Origin of the sequence: Pseudarthrobacter sp. CC12 (genome assembly GCF_039907755.1) — a bacterium.
Taxonomy (GTDB): domain Bacteria; phylum Actinomycetota; class Actinomycetes; order Actinomycetales; family Micrococcaceae; genus Arthrobacter; species Arthrobacter niigatensis.
Map to the genome: position 1 here is coordinate 19116 of NZ_JARDJH010000043.1, position 16254 is coordinate 35369.

Sequence of the window (16254 nt, forward strand, 5' to 3'; positions counted from 1 at the left end):
ACCGGACGGTCGACCCACCTCCGGGGGTGCCTGATGGCGGAGATCAGCGACTATGCAATGGTGGGTGATCTGCACACAGCAGCCCTGGTTGGCCGCAACGGATCCATCGACTGGATGTGCCTGCCAAATTTCGATTCGCCGGCCTGCTTTGCGGCACTCCTGGACTCCCCGGAGGCGGGACGCTGGCTTCTGGCACCGGCCGGGGCCGGCGACTGCACCCGGCGGCGCTACCGGCCCGGAACCCTGATCCTGGAGACGGAATGGGACACTGCAGACGGCAGCGTGCGGGTCACGGACTTCATGCCTGCCCGCGATGACTCTGTCGACATGGTCCGCATAGTGGAGGGTCTCAACGGGAGCGTACGCATGAAAGGCGAGCTGCTGCTCCGCTTCGACTACGGGCGCATCGTTCCCTGGGTCCGGCGCATGGGTTACGGCATCAGCGCCATTGCCGGTCCGGACGCCGCCTACCTCAGCACCCCGGCGCCCGCGAGGGGCCAGGACATGCGGACCATCAGCGAATTCACCGTCAAGGCCGGTGAGCGGGTCCCTTTCGTCCTGCATTGGGCACCGAGCTGGAAGCCAGTTCCGGACCGGACCGACCCCAACCGGGCCCTGGCTTCCACGCAGGCTTTCTGGGATCAGTGGACCGGCCGCAACACCACTGCCGGCCGCTATCACGACGCCGTCCAACGGTCCCTCATTACCCTCAAGGCACTGACCTATGCCCCTACCGGCGGCATCGTGGCGGCCCCCACCACGTCCCTGCCCGAAGACCCCGGCGGCAGCCGCAACTGGGACTACCGGTACTGCTGGCTCCGGGACGCCACCCTGACGCTGCAGTCCCTGCTCGCATGCGGTTACACCGAGGAAGCAGCTGCGTGGCGGGAATGGCTGCTGCGGGCCGTCGCAGGCGACCCCGCCGATCTGCAGATCATGTACGGGATCGACGGCACCCGCCGACTGCCCGAGGCCGAACTTCCATGGCTCAAGGGGTTTGAGGGCTCGAAGCCGGTCCGAACGGGAAACGCGGCGGCACCGCAGCTTCAGCTGGACGTGTGGGGCGAGGTACTCGACGGCCTCGCGCTCACACGGGCCGCTGCCCCTAACGGTGCTGCGGATGATTCCTGGGACATCCAGGTGGCGCTCATGGAATACCTAGAGGGAGCTTGGGACCAGCCGGACAACGGGCTGTGGGAGATGCGGGGCCCCCGGCGCAACTTCACCCATTCAAAGGTCATGGCCTGGGTCGCCGCTGACCGGATGGTCAAAGGCGTCCAGCAGTACGGGCTGCCGGGTCCCCGGGATCGTTGGGCTGCGCTGCGGAAGCAGATCCACGACGACGTCATGGCCCAGGGCTTTGACGAAAAGCACAACACTTTCGTCCAGTCCTACGGCAGCACCGAACTCGACGCCAGCCTGCTGCTTATCCCCCGCGTCGGGTTCCTGCCACGCAACCATCCACGCGTCACCGGCACTGTCGAAGCTATCCAAAAGAACCTCACCCGGGACGGCTTCGTTCTGCGCTACCACCCGGAAGCGGCCAATGACGGGCTGCCCGGCACCGAGGGCGTGTTCCTCGCCTGCTCCTTCTGGCTGGTCGACGCGCTCCTGGGAATAGGACGCCGCGAGCAGGCCACCGACCTGTTCGAACGTCTGTTGACACTCCGGAACGATGTGGGCCTGCTCAGTGAAGAATGGGACCCCAAGAACCACCGCCAACTTGGAAACACTCCACAGGCTTTCAGTCATTTCCCCCTCGTCCACTGTGCCTTGCAACTTGGCTACGCCTCCGGCCCCGAAGGTCCGGAAAAAAATGCCTCACCAGCCTAAATCTCTTGCGTATACGCAAAAGTTGCTATTGAATAAGAGAATATTCCGCGTGGGGCCAGGAGCGACGGGACACCTGATGGATTCCACCGCCGCGGCGCCCCCCGCACAAGTCCCGCTCCTTCCGTCCTGCACGGAAAGCAGGCCCGTCCGGGTCCGCGGGAGAGCGTCAGCATGCTGGGGTGCTATCTGATAAGCCATATTGCGAAGGAGCAATTCCGATGGCACGCAACGCCATGTCAGCGACTGCGGTGGGAAACGCCCGGTGGAAGAGGCTGATTCCCGTCGCAATCATCGTGTACATCATCTCGTTCATGGACCGAACCAACATCGGCTTCGCCCTCAACGGCCTGCATCAGGACCTTGGCATCGACGCCGCGCAACAAGGGCTGGCTGCGGGTATCTTCTTCCTCGGCGTGGCCGAGGCGGGGATCTGGCCGGCGATCCTAGTCCTGATCAGCCACTGGTTCCGCGCTGCCGAACGGGCCCGGGCCTATGCGTTCTGGATGATGAACATCGCCATTGCGTCAATCATCACGGCCCCGCTGTCCGGGTGGATACTGTCCTTCTCGGACTGGCGGTGGCTGTTCATCATCGAGGGAATCTTCCCGTTCGTCATCGCCGCGCCGTTGTGGTGGGCCCTGATCGCCGACCACCCGCGCGACGCCAAATGGTGCTCCGAGCAGGAGCGTGAGTACATCGAACAGGGCCTTGCTGCTGATGCCGCGGGCCATCCCCAGCAGGAAAAACTCGGCCTGCGGCACGTCCTTTCCAACGCAGTGGTGTGGCGGCTGACCCTGGTCTATTTCCTCATCCAGATCGGGTTCTACGGCATCAACATCTGGCTCCCGCATGTCATCAAGACGATCACCTCCGGTTCTTCCCTGGAGGTAGGCCTGGTCACGGCCATACCGTACGTGCTGGCCATGTTCGGCCTCTGGTACAACGCCAAGGCCGCCGACCGATCGGGCCGCTACTCCACCCACGTGCTGTTGTCCATGGCCATCGGCGCTGTTGCCCTGGTCATCTCGGTGGCAACCGGGGACAACCTTCCGTTCCTCGCGGTCACCCTCATCAGCATCGCCGTCGCCGGAGCCTTGGCCTATGACGGGCCGTTCTGGGCTTCCGCATCCCGCGCCATGCCGGTGGCGGTGGCCGGCACCGCCATGGGACTGATCAACGCAGTAGGCAACCTCGGCGGATTCGTGGGGCCCTACGTGGGCGGGTATCTGCAGGACGTGACGCACGGCAGCTTCCTGGCCACGTCCATTTTCCTGGCATGTTGCCTGCTCGCCGCCGGACTTGTAATGCTGAGCCTGCGCCGAGGCGGTGACAGGCCAGTGGCAGGCGGAGAGGGGGATGCGCAGGAATCCCGGCGGAGCCATGCTGGAAAAAACTAGCTAGTCCACGGAAGCGGCCTTGGCTTCCCGGCCCCTCCGGGCAGCCAAGGGCCGCTGCCTTTGTCCATGATGATGCCCTTGGCTACTTCTTGCCGGCCTTGAGGTCACTCACCACTTTGGCAATCCGGCGTGACCGGGTTTCCGGAGTCTTCGACCCGACAACAGGCTCGACGTAGCGGCGTTGGGTGCTGTAACTGAGCGTTTGGTAGAAGGCATATGCCGCAGGTTCGGCCTCAAGTGCTTCGGCAAGGTGGGGGGGAACATCAACGCTCCGTGGCTGCGTGTCCAGCCCTAAGGCCACCTCCACTGTGTCCCCGGCAGAGGTCCCTGTCAGCTCCCGGTTGGCAGCGCTGAGCCCGATCATGTTCTGGCCGCCCATAACCGCGATGGTGCTGCGGTAGCTTTTTCCGTTGATGGTCACAACCACTGGCGGCCGCCTGCCCGCGTCAAGTGCTTCGACGATTTCCTCCGGAACCTCGATGCCCACTTTGCCGCCGGTCCCCCGGAGGGTTGTGGTGAATTTCAGCTGCAACGCGCGTCCCCTGGCTTCCGGTCCAAGACCACGGCTGCGGCGAAGGCCCCCGTCACCAGGCGGAGCGGGATATGCGGCACTGTCATGGTCGTTTCCTTTCGCAGAACTGGATTTCCCCACGTGAGCCGAGCCTAATTTCCGGTACCGCGCTCCGCCACCCCCACAGCCAGCTGGGTCCACGGAAACAACTAATCCCCCGGACCTTCCTGATCCGGCATCAGCTGCGGCCTGCTCCGCCCCTGGATCCTCCAGCCCTGGGCAGCCGTGAAGCCGGCCATCGCCGCACCCTCCCCAAACACGCGGCTGTCAGCAGACGCATGGCGCAGGACCGCTCTGAGGCAGGGCAGGCCCATCAAGGCCTTCTGGGCGTGCGCCAGGGCTTCATGCAGCGTGCTGCCATTGATGGCAGCTCGACCGACAGTATGGCTGGTCACGTACTCCAGGAAGTACGACATAAAGTGCAGCTTGGCACACAGGGGAACGCCGTCGTAGAGGCCTTGGTCACGGCATTGGACGCACCGCTGCCTGCCTGCACTGAGCGTGGTCCCATGGCGTGGCGGGGCGGGGCGGCTGTGCCGCTGCTCCCTCCATAATCTGAAGACGCCGACGGAAACGGCGCCCGACGCATAAAAGGTGAGGTAGATGATGGTGGAACAGTGTCCTGTCTCCAACGAAACTCCGATCGGTCCCACCGGGGGTCTTACGATCGACCAGTTACTCATTGAGAGCCGGATGGGACTTGATCGTGTTCATCCTGCCGATCTTGAACTGGAAATGGCGGCGGGTGCCCTTGTTGTCGACACCAGGCCGGCCGATCAGCGGGACCGTGATGGGGCGCTTCCCGGAGCAATCGTCATTGACCGGAACGTGCTCGAGTGGCGGCTCGACCCTTCCAGCCCCCACCGGATCCCCGGCTCTGACGACTTCACGCGGAGGATCGTGGTGGTCTGCAATGAGGGGTACAGTTCCAGCCTCGCTGCGCATACCCTGCAACGGCTGGGGCTGACCCGGGCGACCGACCTGGTCGGTGGCTTCCAGGCGTGGGCCGCGTTACGGACGCAGTCCGACACGATGCCGCCGGGCCGGTGACGGTTCCCGCCTGCACCCGGAAGGGCCAGTAGGCGGAAGGAGCATGAAGATCACAGGACCATGCACGGGTGTCGGCCCACGGATTTTCACGTCTGACAGTGTCCCTTCAGGCGGGGCCCGCAGTGACTTATCCTGCAGGGGATGCATCCGTTTCAGGCATGCTCCACGCAAAGGAACCCATCAGATGAGCCTTCCCCCAGGAATCAATCCTTCCGCGCGGCCCAGCGGTACGGGCTGTGCAGAGTGCGAGAACCAAGGCGGGTGGTGGTTCCATCTGCGCCGGTGCGCCCAATGCGGCCACATCGGATGCTGTGACTCCTCGCCAGCCCAGCATGCGAGCGCACACGCGGCCGGCACCGGCCATCCTTTTGTCCGTTCCTTCGAACCCGGCGAGGACTGGTTTTGGAACTACGCCACGGAGGAATACTACGAAGGGACGGTGCTCGCGCCGCCCCAGCACCGTCCGCTCAGCCAACCCGTCCCGGGACCGGCAGGACGGGTGCCCCCGGACTGGGAGCGCCACCTGCACTGATGGCGCACGCCCTGCAGCCGGGCCTTGAGACGCAGTAGGCGATCCCCCGAGGCGAGCTTCGCGCACTGCCGCCGCCCGGCGTCGTCCGTTTTCCCAAAGGGCCAACTTCCATTCCGCCGGCGCCCCTCGGAGCGTACATTGTGCACATGGGAGAGACCCTCAATTTTCGCCGCGGCGTACTCGCCGGGCGGCTCATGGATGTTGCTGAATTCACCCATGCGCACTGGTTCTTCGGCAACCTCTATGAGCTTCTCGTCAAGGTTCCCCATCGCGTGGCCGGTGCCGAGGCCAGCAGCGAACTCTCCCGCTCCCCTTTCGGGGCAGGCAGCCCGGGCCGGTACTATGCACCGGTTGCGCCGCTCAATGCACCTGCGGCCATCGGCGCACTCATTGTGGGGTGGGACCGCCCGTCCGCCAGAGTGTCACTGATGGTGGGCGCCGCGAGTTCCGCGGCAGGCGCGGCCGCAACCGCCTACATCCTTCGGTATCTCAATCCCCGGCTGTTTTTCAGCCCCCATCCGCTCCCAGAGGACCAGCGTGGTCCCTTGCTGGCGCGGTGGTACCGAATCCATAGCCTTCGGTTGGCGGCCAGCGCCGTGGCACTGGCCGCCTTCCATCATGCCCGGACTGTGGCGCTCAGGGCCCGTTGATCGGCACCTTCAGCCCCAACTGGGCGGCATGAACACCAAAGGTACGGGAAGTCGCCATGACCGTGCGCCGGAAGAATTCCCGCCCAAACGGTGCGGAGTTTCACCCACGTCTCCCCGTCGTGCCGTCCTAAGCTGTGGCCATGCACCCCTTAGTGGCAATCGGTCTGGTGTTCCTCACCTGGTTTGCTTGGACAGGCACCATACTGACGTTGTTGGTGTCCCTTGCAAAAGCCCGACGGCGGAGATCAGCCCACGCCGGACGCAGTGCCGAAACTGCCCAGGCCAGACCCGCTGGCATGGCGCCAGTCAGGACGTAGCGACCCTTTGCGGGTGCACCTGCTCCGTCAAGGTTATTTGGACCCGAGGAAGATCGGATTGGTCAACGCAGCCATGGGGCCCAGCAAGAGTGCCGCGCCCATGTTGGTGCCGTTGCTGGCGGTTCCGTCAGCCATCGGGTGGCGCACTTCTGCCCTGACATAAGCGGAAAGCTGCGCGGTAGTGACCCAGGTGTGCGTGCCCTGGCCGGAGGCCGGGAGCGCCACTTGCTGCGTCTGTCCCTCGTCGGTGATGATCCGGATGACGCCATTGGGGACTCCGCTGACATCCACACGGACCGTCACGGGCGCATCGGCCTTAACGTCGAGCCTCTCCCCTATGCCTGCCTTACGGCCTCCCGCGGAAACGCCAAAGTCCAGGGAGATGTTGGCGGACTCTGCAATCCAGCTGTGCCCGTTGCGGATGCCGTCAAGGATGGCATCGTGGGAAAGGGCCTGGGCGTTGACCACGTTGTGTGGCAGGCCGATGACCTGCGGCTCGCTGTGCGCGTCGCTGTTGCCCATGGCCGGGACCCAGCGTCCGCCGGTGCGCACCGAATGGGCGAGCATGGAGTCCCACGTGTTGATGGCATATTCGTCGTCCACAGTCCACGGTCCGGTCCAGACTTCGACGGCGTCCGCATCGTCGTAGCCGAACTTCCAGCGGCAGGCGACATAGGGGCAATACGGGTGCGCGGGGACTACCAGGCCGCCGGAGGCGTGGATGTGCTGGGCCTCCTGCTCGAAGCCCTTGTCACGGGCGCGGTAGCGCCAGTCGATCCAGTCCCCTGGTTCGATGCCCAGCGCGAGGTAGTGGCCGTTGCGCGTGGTGACTTCCTCGCCGGTGAGGATGAGCAGGTCGTCGCCGGCCAGGGGTCCCCAGGCTCCGTGGGAAGCAGGCGTGTTGTGGTCGGTGCTGATCATGAAGTCGAGTTTCGCTGCCCTCGCTCCAGCAGCAACTTCCGCCGGGGTGCGCTTGCCATCGGAGTAGATGGTGTGCAGATGGGCGTCTCCGCGGTACCAACCCGGGCCGCGTCCGTTTACCTGCGTGGCCGGGTACTGGGGACGGAAAGGGGTGCCGTCAGGGCCGTAGCCGAGGGTGACGTTGACGGTGTAGTCCATGCCCTGTTCGGCCACCTGGTAGGGGCCAAGCGCGATATTCCAGGTGCCTTTGCCCACGGGTCCAGGCAGATACCCTGGCGTGGCTTCGGCAGCGCTGATGAAGAACTCGGTACGGAAGCCGCCGGACCAGCCGCGGAATCCCTTTCCGGCAAGGTCGGTGCCCTTTTCGTCGAAGATTCCGATGTCGCAGGCGTTGGACAGGAGTCCCGGAGTAACCGAGGGTTTGCTGTAGCTGTACGAAACGCTGATCTTGTTCACGCCGGCGGGTACCTCAACCGGCAGGTACACGAAATCAGCGGCACCCGGATCGAGGTGCCCGGTGATCGTCTTGGTCCTGCTGGTGCCGGTATCGGCCGCGGCAAAGGATAGGGGTGCCAGGGTCACGGCGGCACCGGCCAGCGCAGCGGCAAGGAATCCGCGGCGGGAAGGGGACAGGAAAACACTTTCAGCCTCGTGGGCCTTACATGGTGAAGTCACCGCCCGAGTCTCACCATGCGGACTGAACGGCAAGCGACATGCATGCGAATACCTGGAGAACCGCTGTACAAAATTAGTAGTTGAGTAGCATTTTTTGGACTGCCCGTTCCATCCGGCATGGTTGCCCCAGGCGGCGGCCACGACCACCATGGAATTGTGGCCATGAACGCCGTCCGGCATCGACTGGTTCTGTCCCTGTGCCTGCTGGTCCCACTGGCAGCAGCGACGGGGTGTGCCTATGACTACCCGGACCAGGCCAACAGGACGCCCGCCGAACCCGGTACCCCCGTACCCGGACTCCTTGGGGGAACGCAGGCCGCCACCCCAACGCCGAACCCGCTGGTCCTTGAACGGGAGGTGCGGAACTACCAGGAACTGGACGGACTCCTTAAGTCGGTGCCCGGGCCGGTCCTGCTCTTTCAGGAAGGGCCACTTGACGGCCCGGCCCGGGGTTTTGGCACAACCGAGGAGGTGCCTGCGGCTGGCCGATACACGGTGACGGCAGCCTGCGTTGGCGGGTCCAACGCCAAGATCTTCATCCGGCAGGAGAATCCCAAGGTCACCCTCTGGCCCGTCGAGCTCACTGTGGACTGCCCGGGGGCAACGTCACAGGTGATCACGCTCCAGGAAGGCTATGTCTCCGCGCACCTGTCCTTGCCGGGGCCCGCAGATACACCGTGGACGGGCGCGGTGGGCGGAGTACGGGTGACGGGTTGAGCCAGGATCTGCGTGGCCGCCGGTGCCCGGCGGAATAGGATCGTGCACCACTATGTTGGCTTTCGGTGTGAAGAGTATCGGATTCTTGTCCTTTGGCCATTGGACCGACCACCCGGAGTCCGGCACACGCAGCGCGTCGGACGCGTTATTGCAGGCCATCGACTTGGCCGTCGCGGCAGAGGAACTGGGAGCGGACGGCGCGTACTTCCGTGTCCACCACTTCGCCCAGCAATATGCTTCCCCGTTCCCGCTGCTGGCCGCGATCGGGGCACGCACAAACCGCATTGACATTGGTACCGGCGTGATCGACATGCGTTACGAGAATCCGCTCTACATGGCGGAGGACGCGGGCGCGGCCGACCTGATTTCCGGCGGCCGGTTGCAGCTTGGCATCAGCCGAGGTTCACCCGAGCAGGTCATCGATGGGTGGCGCTACTTCGGTTTCGCTCCGAAGGAAGGGGAATCGGATGCGGACATGGGCCGCCGGCATACTGAGCGCCTGCTCGAGGTTCTCACCGGGAAGGGCTTCGCGGCGCCGAGCCCCCGCCCGATGTTCCCCAATCCTCCTGGGTTGCTGCGTATTGAGCCCTACTCGGAGGGACTGCGGGACCGTATTTGGTGGGGTTCCGGCTCGAACGCAACGGCGGTGTGGGCCGCGAAGCTGGGCATGAACCTGCAGAGTTCCACGCTCAAAGACGACGAGAGCGGCAAGCCCTTCCATGTCCAGCAGGCCGAGCAGATCGAACTGTACCGGCAGGCCTGGAAGGAGGCCGGGCACGAACGGGAACCGCGCGTCTCGGTCAGCCGCAGCATCTTCGCCCTGACGAACGACCTCGACTGGCGGTACTTTGGCCGTGACCGTCAAAGCTCCGACCAGATCGGGAACATTGACGAGAAGACCCGGGCAATCTTTGGCCGCTCCTACGCTGGCGCCCCTGACGAGCTGGCCGCCATGTTGGCCAAAGACGAGGCCATCGCCGCGGCGGACACCTTGCTCCTTACTGTCCCCAACCAGCTTGGTGTGGACTACAACGCCCACGTGCTTGAGTCGATCCTGAAGGACGTGGCTCCACAACTCGGCTGGCGCTGATCAGCGTCGGGTGGGTCCTGTTCGACACCGGACTGGAGGGAAGCAGTCCCCTGATCGAGCTCGCCTTGGCACTCGCCGGCGCGGTCCCGGGCCGGTGCCTCTCGATGGGCTTCGGATCGGCCATAGCCCCCTACAGCTGATCGTCCGGGCAGCGGTCACTGGATTGGGTATCCGGCATTGTGGTTGACCCCGTTCTTGAACAGGGCCAAAGGGCACTAGCTTGAAAGGCTCTCCCGAACCTAAGGTTCCGTCAGTAGAAATCATGCCCGCCGATGGTCCTCACCATAGGTAAAGACCGTCCCCCGCAGCTGCAGCCTAACAACGAGCCCCGGAGCGGGGAAAACGATGGATGCACAAGAGAACAAGTACTCCGCCCTTCCGCCGGCAAGGAATTACCAGGACACCCGCCTGTCAGCGGACTTGTTCTCCGCGTCCTCCAGGGATTCCCGGAACGTACCCCGGAGTTCAGCCGCTGGCAGGCCCGCATGGAGCCCCACGCGCACAGCAGCAGCACGAGGCGCCAACCGCACGCGAGCGACCCTGCCGCTGCTGTCAACGTTCGTGCATGTGAACCGGAGATCCCCTATTTCACCGGTCATGCACGGCCCTTCCGACATGACGACCGCACCCTCCGCCCGCGGGTTCTTCATTGGCGACTACGCCGGGCTGGCACCCGCGGGCTCATCATTTGCGTCGCTGTCCATACGGGCCAATGACGCGAATACATCCAACCGGACCGACGCCGTGTTCTCATCCGTCACGCCCTAGCCCAGCTGGTCCTCCCATCCAGGCGCCGGCTCCGGGAACCTCAGGTGCCAAGAAACCGTCAGTAAGGAGATCATCATGTCCGCACGCACAGCGCAGGGATCGCCACGTGCCGCGAGCCGCCACTCCCTTGCCTGCATCCTTCCCCCGGACCTACTGATCGAACTGGCCCGCGGCGCGGACGCTGCCCACAGGGACTCGCTATTGTCTACGCTGGCCATCGATCAAGGACTTCGGGTCGCCAGGGCCGAGATCGCAGCCCGCACCCTCCAGCACCCCACGGCGGTTGGGCGCACGACGGCGGGGGGTGCCCCCACCCGCAGAATCTACGACCAGGCACATTCCAGTGACCAGGTTCCGGGGAGGCTCGTGCGCTCCGAAGGAGATCCACCGGACGCCGACCATTCCGTGAACCACGGCCTATGACAATTTCGGTTACACGTACGCCCTCTACTGGGACATCTTCCACAGGGACTCGATCGATGACCAAGGCATGCCGCTGGAGGGATTGGTTCACTTCGGCACGAACTACGACAACGCCTTTTACGACGGAGCCGGCCACATGTTTTTCGGCGACGGCGACGGCAAGACGCTTACAGACACCACCAAAGGCACCGACGTGGTCGGGCATGAGCTCACCCACGGCGTGACCCAACACGAAGCAAACCTGACCTACTCCGGCCAGTCCGGTGCACTGAACGAATCGTGCTCGGATGTTTTCGGCGTCCTGGTCAAGCAGTATCACCTCGGCCAGTCCGCCCAACAAGCGGACTGGCTTATCGGCGCTGATATCGTCGGTCCGCTGCTGTCCCCCGCCCTCCGTTCCATGAAGGCTCCCGGTACCGCCAACCAGTACGACCACCAGCCTGCCACGATGGACGGCTACGTCCGGACGACCACCGACAATGGTGGCGTCCACACCAACTCCGGAATCCCGAACCGCGCGTTCTATCTCGTGGCCACCGGGATTGGAGGCAACGCATGGGAAGCGCCCGGACAGATCTGGTACGACACCCTCGCTGATCCCAGGCTACGGCCCAATGCAACCTTCAGCTCGTTCGCTGGCCTCACCCTCAGGTCCGCGCGATCCCGCTACGGAACAGCAAGTAAAGAAGCAAACGCCGTTTCATCTGCATGGGACGCAGTCAAAGTCCGGGCTCACTGAGGAGCCAAAGTGTACAAATCCTGGTGTCCTGATCGCCGCAGCAACCCGGCCGCTCTCCCAACGTGCACAAGATTCTGCGGTATTGCCGAAATAGGTTCGCTCATTCCCAGGTCGGTGCGGAGGATGACATGAAGGAAGACCCAGCAACCCGTCAGCAGCTTTCCGAGCTCATTGAACAGCGCCGCGCGAATATCAGAACCTTTCTGCGCCAGGCCCGGCCCCGGAGGAACAGGCTGATCAACATAAGTGTCATAGGGAGCGCACTGGCCGCAGCACTGACCGTTGGGCCCGCTGCAGGGGGTACTAAGTTCACAGAGGGCGTGCAGGCTCTGCTGTCGCTGGACGACGACTCGACAGTATGGCGCATCCTTTGCCTGCTCGCCGTACTTTGTTCCCTGACCGCGGCTGTGTCGACGGGTCTGTCCAACTCCCATGAGCTCGCCTCCCGTGTCAGTGCCGCGGAGGCGTGCAATGCGGAATTGGAAGGTCTCGCGGGAGCGTTGGCTTTGGCCGTCTTCATCTCGAAGATGCCGTCCGGCTTTATCAGCAATACATAGCCAAAGTCGCATTTGTTGACGACACCCTCACCCACACATCGACCAGCGTCAGCTGAGTGCCAGGGAGAGTCACCGGGGAGGGGCCATGTCCTCAGCATTGGAAATTCTCGAGCTTCGCGTCCATGGAGTCCGGAATACCCCACCTTACGAGATGCTGGGAGTCGAGCCTGCAGACGTAGGGCCGGCGGACCACGACGGAATCAGGCTCGTTGACAAGTTGGCCGGTTTTTACAAGGTGAGGCAGTCCCCCGCAGATGCGTCCTCGTCGCCGGATTCGAGAACACAGCTTGAGGCATACAGTTGGGGCAAGCTGGACCGCTTCGCGCCGAACGGGTTTCTTGGTAAGAGCGTCCGGGCACTTTATAACGTTGGATGGTTTTTGATTGCCCCCTTCGGTTTCGCAAACGCCGCCTACTGGGCACGTGTTCTCAAAGCCGATGATAGACGCGGTGACGGAGTCGACCCCGGAACAGGTGCGGCACTCGTACGTCTGTTCAGTCTGCTGCTGACGCTCTTGCTGGCAACTGCCATCGCCACTACTGCCATGGACTTCATCGCCGTTCAGTGCTTTCGCGTCACCGCGGACGGGCACCTGCAGATGTGCGATGCCATGCCGCACTGGTTCGATGGTCTTAGGAGCTTGACGCGGGGCCAACGTCTTGCAGCCGTGTCAACTTTTCCGATCGTCGCCATTGCACTCCTGGCCGCCATCAGCCTGTCCAGTGATGTTCGTTATCGGACCCGGTTTACGGATCAAAAGCGAGTCCAGGGCCATTCTCCTGTTCCAAAGAAGCGGGAACGCCGCACGATGGAAAACGGGCTGCGGCGCACGCCGGTCCTCGCTGCACCGCGGTTGTGGATCCGGCGCGTCAACTCGCCGACAGGAGTGGCACACATTGCCGCCAGCGTCCTGCTCGTGACCTTCCTTCTCGCCGCCGACCTCAGTGAGGCGTCGAAGGACGACGCCGGCATTGCCACGACTTTAGTGACGGTTACGTGCCTGCTCCTTGTAGTCGTAGCCGGCTCCGTCATGTACTGGGGGTCAGAGAGCGTCCGTGCACCCCTTGGAGCCGGGTTTTCCCGCATGGCCTGGGCTATGATCCTTCTTCTTTCCAGCTTCGCCGTCTACCTTTGCACGGTGGTAGTGGTCTGCCGCGCTACCAGTGCCGGGCAGGCAGCCCCCTTCACGGTGGCCCAGCTGGTGCCGACAGTGCTCGTTGCCCTCCTGGCGATACTCGCGACCTCGGGATTCCTTATGCGCCTGGCCCCGAATGCCGCCGTCGTCTGGGGAACCCTGTTGTGGTGTATTGCCCTCATCGGCATCCTCATCATTATTGGCCAGTGGAATTTTGCACCAATGTCCGTAAGCGCTGCCTTCGGAATATGCGCGGCCTGCCTGCTGGCCGTGGCGGTATCCCTCATGAACCAGCGTGACAGGGCGCCCGTGCGGCCGCTGGGTCGGCAGGCAGAAGCATGGCATGGCCTGGCTCCCGGCGTAATAATGTACCTCAGCCTTCTGCTCGCGGCCTTCTACTCGAGCGCCATCGTCGTGGGTGTCGGCAACTGGCTGCAGGCCGGCGCCCTCCTTTGGCAACGGGACAGCACCCATCCTCTCTTCCGCACCCTGCTCAACGACGATGCGTCTGCCATTTCAATCCCCTTCCTTTATTGGGCAGCGGGTGGAGTCATGGTGCTCCTGGTCCTTGCAGCCGTGGTCATCCTGGGCACGCTCATGCTGGGCAGCCTCTGGATCGGTGAAGGAATCACCACTCCTCCGATCGCTGACAGCGAACTGCCCTACACGTCAGAAATAATGGCCGTCCGCCGCAGAAGCGCCCTGCTGCAACGCGGTGAGCGGGTGGTAGAGCTGGCAGCAGGGGCCACCCTCGCGGGCGTCCTCATGGTCCTTGCGTTGACCATCCTCCATGAGAACGGCACAGGCCATGAGTGGCTCCGGCACCTGTGGTTCTGGAACGCAGTCTCCCCGGCCGGCACTTGGGTGGCCACGAGCGCCCTGACAGCCGCGGGGGTGTTGATAGTAGGGGTAGCAATTTCGAGCGCCGTCGTGGGAACAGGCAGGCCGCTCGGGCTGCTTTGGGATCTGGTGGCTTGGCTGCCAAGGGCCGGCCGCCCTTTTGGCCCCGCTTGCTACTCAGAACGTGTGGTTCCCGAACTTGCCAACCGGATGCTCCAATGGCTCACCGACCAGAAGAAGGTGGACGACCCGGCAGTGCTCGATCAGGTGCAGCCCTCGCGCCGCATTCTTTTGGCTACACACAGCCTGGGAGCCGTCCTGGGCATAGCCGCGATATATCACCTGGCCGCCATGGCCCAGCACAGGGAGCTCGAGGCCGGGCCAAGGGGCACGGATGCCGACGCGGCCAAGGACAGGGTCAGCGACCTTTTGTCCAGGATCAGATTGCTCACTTTCGGTGTCCAGCTGCGCCCATATTTCGGCAGATTCTTCCCCGACCTGTGGGGACCGGCCGTCCTTGGGACTCCGGGTGTACAGGGACCACGATATTTCGGGAGCGATCCGTGGAAGGGCCGTTTTCTCCCAACGCCGCCCGTCCCGTCCGATGGCCAACTCGCGGGCCTCCTGGGCGGCGGCGCAACCGGTCCTGGAGTGTGGCTGAATGTATGGCGACGGACGGACTACCTCGGCTTCCCCGTCTACGCCTATCCGCACGACACCCCGGAAGCGAACGCGCTGGACGGCGTTGCCCTCGAGATAGAGCCCGACTCGTATCAGGCACTGGTGGCCACGCACGGAAACTACTTCAAGACCGGCCGCTACGCCCTTGCCCGGGAAAGCTTGCTGAGGGAATGGGACCTCCAGGAGGGTAGTAAATAGGTCTTTGACACCAGGCGGCCAACGCGGGGCAGCTTCGCTACGGACCCTGCCGGAGGGCTATGTGGACGGTGCCACCACGTCCTCCAGTACTGACCTGTCAAAGAAACGGATCTCGCCCGTTGCCTCGAAAAACACCGGAACTACTGATGTGCTCAAGTCTTTGGACGTTTCGTAGATTTCAGCCGCACCCCCGTGCTTCCTTGCAATGGTTCCAACCATCTCGGTACCGCGAACCCGCACAGTTCGATATTTGTAGCTCATCATGGCTCCTTCGTCGGCTACGGCACACCCTACCCCTTGGGAGTCCCGCTCCGGGAGGTAGTCTCCGCGACAATGTGATCCGAACCAATCTAGGAACAGCGGGAACCACTCCAGGCCCTAAGCCGTCGGCAGCGATCGCAATCTCAGTCTCAGGGGCCCCCAAACTCAAGGCGCTGAGGCTATGAAGGGCTGCCGCCGAATTGTTTTTGCATGGCCAAATCACCCGGCCTGGAAGGGATGTGTTTGGTAGGTCGCCGTTCCTCGGCCTGCCGGTGATCCTCAGCACGCATTGCGGGAACGCCCGGTGCCGCTATGAAGCGCCAGTTCCTAGACCAGGTCCTTCAGATCGATCTCCAGGTGGCCGGTGGATGCCCTGGTCGGATCCACGCCCACACCCAGCGAAATTCCCTTCACGCCGGCTGTTGCAGTAAACGAGGTAACCGTCGACAGCGCCTTCCGGACATAGTCTCCAGCTTGCAGGAGAGGTACCAGACGCCGAGCAGCGCTCTGCAGTTCGGCCGCAATGACTTTCCGGGCTTCCTGTTGGGCGCTCTCCCCTCTGCGCGCTTCGAGCTTGATGGTGATCCACCCGTGATGGTCAGCCAGTCCCTTCAATCGCCGCAGAAGGACCGTTTTTCCAACGCCCCGCAGGCCAGAGAGGATCATGGGGCGTGCCTGCAGGTGCTTCTTTGTTCTCACGATCAGTAGATCGAACGCCGCAATCTCGGCGTCTCTGCCCGCGAGGTGCATTGGTTGCGCTCCGGAGCCAGGGTTATACGGGTTCAGTTCGAGCTGCATTAACCAAACGTAGCAACTTCTATGAGTGGAGTCCCGCATAGTGGTGTAACGCCACGGTGGTTGTCTGCGTCGTTGCTGACGTGAAGGCGGTCACCGTGTGA

At 63.6% G+C, this 16254-nt stretch carries 16 protein-coding genes and 1 pseudogene; 12 read left to right on the top strand and 5 right to left on the bottom strand.

Annotated features, from left to right (window positions below; all coding sequences use genetic code 11):
* Nucleotides 1-18 precede the first annotated feature (18 nt).
* Together PV772_RS20260 and PV772_RS20265 are read left to right on the top strand one after the other, a co-directional pair.
* Nucleotides 19-1833 (top strand): annotated as a pseudogene (locus PV772_RS20260) (glycoside hydrolase family 15 protein); the annotation flags it as partial.
* Nucleotides 1834-2051: 218 nt separating this feature from the next.
* Complete coding sequence (locus PV772_RS20265; RefSeq protein WP_347887359.1) at nt 2052-3230, top strand: MFS transporter; 1179 nt, start codon at nt 2052-2054, stop codon at nt 3228-3230.
* Between the two features lie 82 nt (nt 3231-3312).
* On the opposite strand, the gene PV772_RS20270 is transcribed toward PV772_RS20265, so the two are convergent.
* Together PV772_RS20270 and PV772_RS20275 are read right to left on the bottom strand one after the other, a co-directional pair.
* Nucleotides 3313-3762, bottom strand: coding sequence for a YdeI/OmpD-associated family protein (locus PV772_RS20270; protein ID WP_347887360.1), 450 nt, complete (start codon nt 3760-3762; stop codon nt 3313-3315).
* A gap of 188 nt (nt 3763-3950) precedes the next feature.
* Complete coding sequence (locus PV772_RS20275; RefSeq protein ID WP_347887361.1) at nt 3951-4217, bottom strand: hypothetical protein; 267 nt, start codon at nt 4215-4217, stop codon at nt 3951-3953.
* Nucleotides 4218-4494: 277 nt separating this feature from the next.
* Here PV772_RS20275 and PV772_RS20280 point away from each other — a divergent pair, with 277 nt between their 5' ends.
* From PV772_RS20280 to PV772_RS20290, 3 genes are all read left to right on the top strand, one after another.
* Complete coding sequence (locus PV772_RS20280; protein WP_347887362.1) at nt 4495-4851, top strand: rhodanese-like domain-containing protein; 357 nt, start codon at nt 4495-4497, stop codon at nt 4849-4851.
* 184 nt (nt 4852-5035) lie between these two features.
* Nucleotides 5036-5383, top strand: coding sequence for a UBP-type zinc finger domain-containing protein (locus PV772_RS20285; RefSeq protein WP_141181486.1), 348 nt, complete (start codon nt 5036-5038; stop codon nt 5381-5383).
* Between the two features lie 146 nt (nt 5384-5529).
* The gene (locus tag PV772_RS20290; protein ID WP_347887363.1) at nt 5530-6033 is read left to right on the top strand and encodes a hypothetical protein; all 504 of its coding nucleotides are present in this window, start codon (nt 5530-5532) and stop codon (nt 6031-6033) included.
* 350 nt (nt 6034-6383) lie between these two features.
* Here PV772_RS20290 and PV772_RS20295 read toward each other — a convergent pair whose 3' ends face one another.
* Nucleotides 6384-7946, bottom strand: coding sequence for a CehA/McbA family metallohydrolase (locus PV772_RS20295; RefSeq protein ID WP_347887364.1), 1563 nt, complete (start codon nt 7944-7946; stop codon nt 6384-6386).
* A 117-nt stretch (nt 7947-8063) separates the two neighbouring features.
* Between PV772_RS20295 and PV772_RS20300 the strand changes: the two genes are divergently transcribed.
* The 7 genes from PV772_RS20300 to PV772_RS20330 all read left to right on the top strand — a co-directional run bounded on the left by PV772_RS20300 (nt 8064) and on the right by PV772_RS20330 (nt 15094).
* On the top strand, nt 8064-8663 hold the full coding sequence (locus PV772_RS20300) for a hypothetical protein (RefSeq protein ID WP_347887365.1): 600 nt from the start codon (nt 8064-8066) through the stop codon (nt 8661-8663).
* A 67-nt stretch (nt 8664-8730) separates the two neighbouring features.
* On the top strand, nt 8731-9753 hold the full coding sequence (locus PV772_RS20305) for an LLM class flavin-dependent oxidoreductase (RefSeq protein ID WP_307356752.1): 1023 nt from the start codon (nt 8731-8733) through the stop codon (nt 9751-9753).
* A 615-nt stretch (nt 9754-10368) separates the two neighbouring features.
* Nucleotides 10369-10521, top strand: coding sequence for a hypothetical protein (locus tag PV772_RS20310; RefSeq protein WP_347887366.1), 153 nt, complete (start codon nt 10369-10371; stop codon nt 10519-10521).
* Between the two features lie 75 nt (nt 10522-10596).
* Entirely contained in the window at nt 10597-10944 is a 348-nt protein-coding gene (locus PV772_RS20315) for a hypothetical protein (RefSeq protein ID WP_347887367.1), read from the top strand.
* Nucleotides 10945-10996: 52 nt separating this feature from the next.
* Nucleotides 10997-11683: a M4 family metallopeptidase gene (locus PV772_RS20320; RefSeq protein WP_347887371.1), complete on the top strand. Its 687-nt coding sequence runs from the start codon at nt 10997-10999 to the stop codon at nt 11681-11683.
* Nucleotides 11684-11811: 128 nt separating this feature from the next.
* The gene (locus PV772_RS20325) at nt 11812-12240 is read left to right on the top strand and encodes a hypothetical protein (protein WP_347887368.1); all 429 of its coding nucleotides are present in this window, start codon (nt 11812-11814) and stop codon (nt 12238-12240) included.
* Between the two features lie 808 nt (nt 12241-13048).
* Nucleotides 13049-15094, top strand: coding sequence for a hypothetical protein (locus tag PV772_RS20330; RefSeq protein ID WP_347887369.1), 2046 nt, complete (start codon nt 13049-13051; stop codon nt 15092-15094).
* 57 nt (nt 15095-15151) lie between these two features.
* Here PV772_RS20330 and PV772_RS20335 read toward each other — a convergent pair whose 3' ends face one another.
* Nucleotides 15152-15355: a hypothetical protein gene (locus tag PV772_RS20335; protein ID WP_141160589.1), complete on the bottom strand. Its 204-nt coding sequence runs from the start codon at nt 15353-15355 to the stop codon at nt 15152-15154.
* Between the two features lie 327 nt (nt 15356-15682).
* Entirely contained in the window at nt 15683-16153 is a 471-nt protein-coding gene (locus PV772_RS20340; protein ID WP_347887370.1) for an AAA family ATPase, read from the bottom strand.
* Between the last annotated feature and the right edge of the window lie 101 nt (nt 16154-16254).

Bases quoted from the DNA above. Each gene is read 5' to 3' on its own strand.
- PV772_RS20265 (WP_347887359.1), top strand. From the start codon at position 2,052: ATGGCACGCAACGCCATGTCAGCGACTGCGGTGGGAAACGCCCGGTGG.
- PV772_RS20275 (WP_347887361.1), bottom strand. From the start codon at position 4,217: ATGTCGTACTTCCTGGAGTACGTGACCAGCCATACTGTCGGTCGAGCT.
- PV772_RS20280 (WP_347887362.1), top strand. From the start codon at position 4,495: ATGGGACTTGATCGTGTTCATCCTGCCGATCTTGAACTGGAAATGGCG.
- PV772_RS20285 (WP_141181486.1), top strand. From the start codon at position 5,036: ATGAGCCTTCCCCCAGGAATCAATCCTTCCGCGCGGCCCAGCGGTACG.
- PV772_RS20290 (WP_347887363.1), top strand. From the start codon at position 5,530: ATGGGAGAGACCCTCAATTTTCGCCGCGGCGTACTCGCCGGGCGGCTC.
- PV772_RS20300 (WP_347887365.1), top strand. From the start codon at position 8,064: ATGGTTGCCCCAGGCGGCGGCCACGACCACCATGGAATTGTGGCCATG.
- PV772_RS20310 (WP_347887366.1), top strand. From the start codon at position 10,369: ATGACGACCGCACCCTCCGCCCGCGGGTTCTTCATTGGCGACTACGCC.
- PV772_RS20315 (WP_347887367.1), top strand. From the start codon at position 10,597: ATGTCCGCACGCACAGCGCAGGGATCGCCACGTGCCGCGAGCCGCCAC.
- PV772_RS20325 (WP_347887368.1), top strand. From the start codon at position 11,812: ATGAAGGAAGACCCAGCAACCCGTCAGCAGCTTTCCGAGCTCATTGAA.
- PV772_RS20330 (WP_347887369.1), top strand. From the start codon at position 13,049: ATGGAAAACGGGCTGCGGCGCACGCCGGTCCTCGCTGCACCGCGGTTG.
- PV772_RS20335 (WP_141160589.1), bottom strand. From the start codon at position 15,355: ATGAGCTACAAATATCGAACTGTGCGGGTTCGCGGTACCGAGATGGTT.
- PV772_RS20340 (WP_347887370.1), bottom strand. From the start codon at position 16,153: ATGCAGCTCGAACTGAACCCGTATAACCCTGGCTCCGGAGCGCAACCA.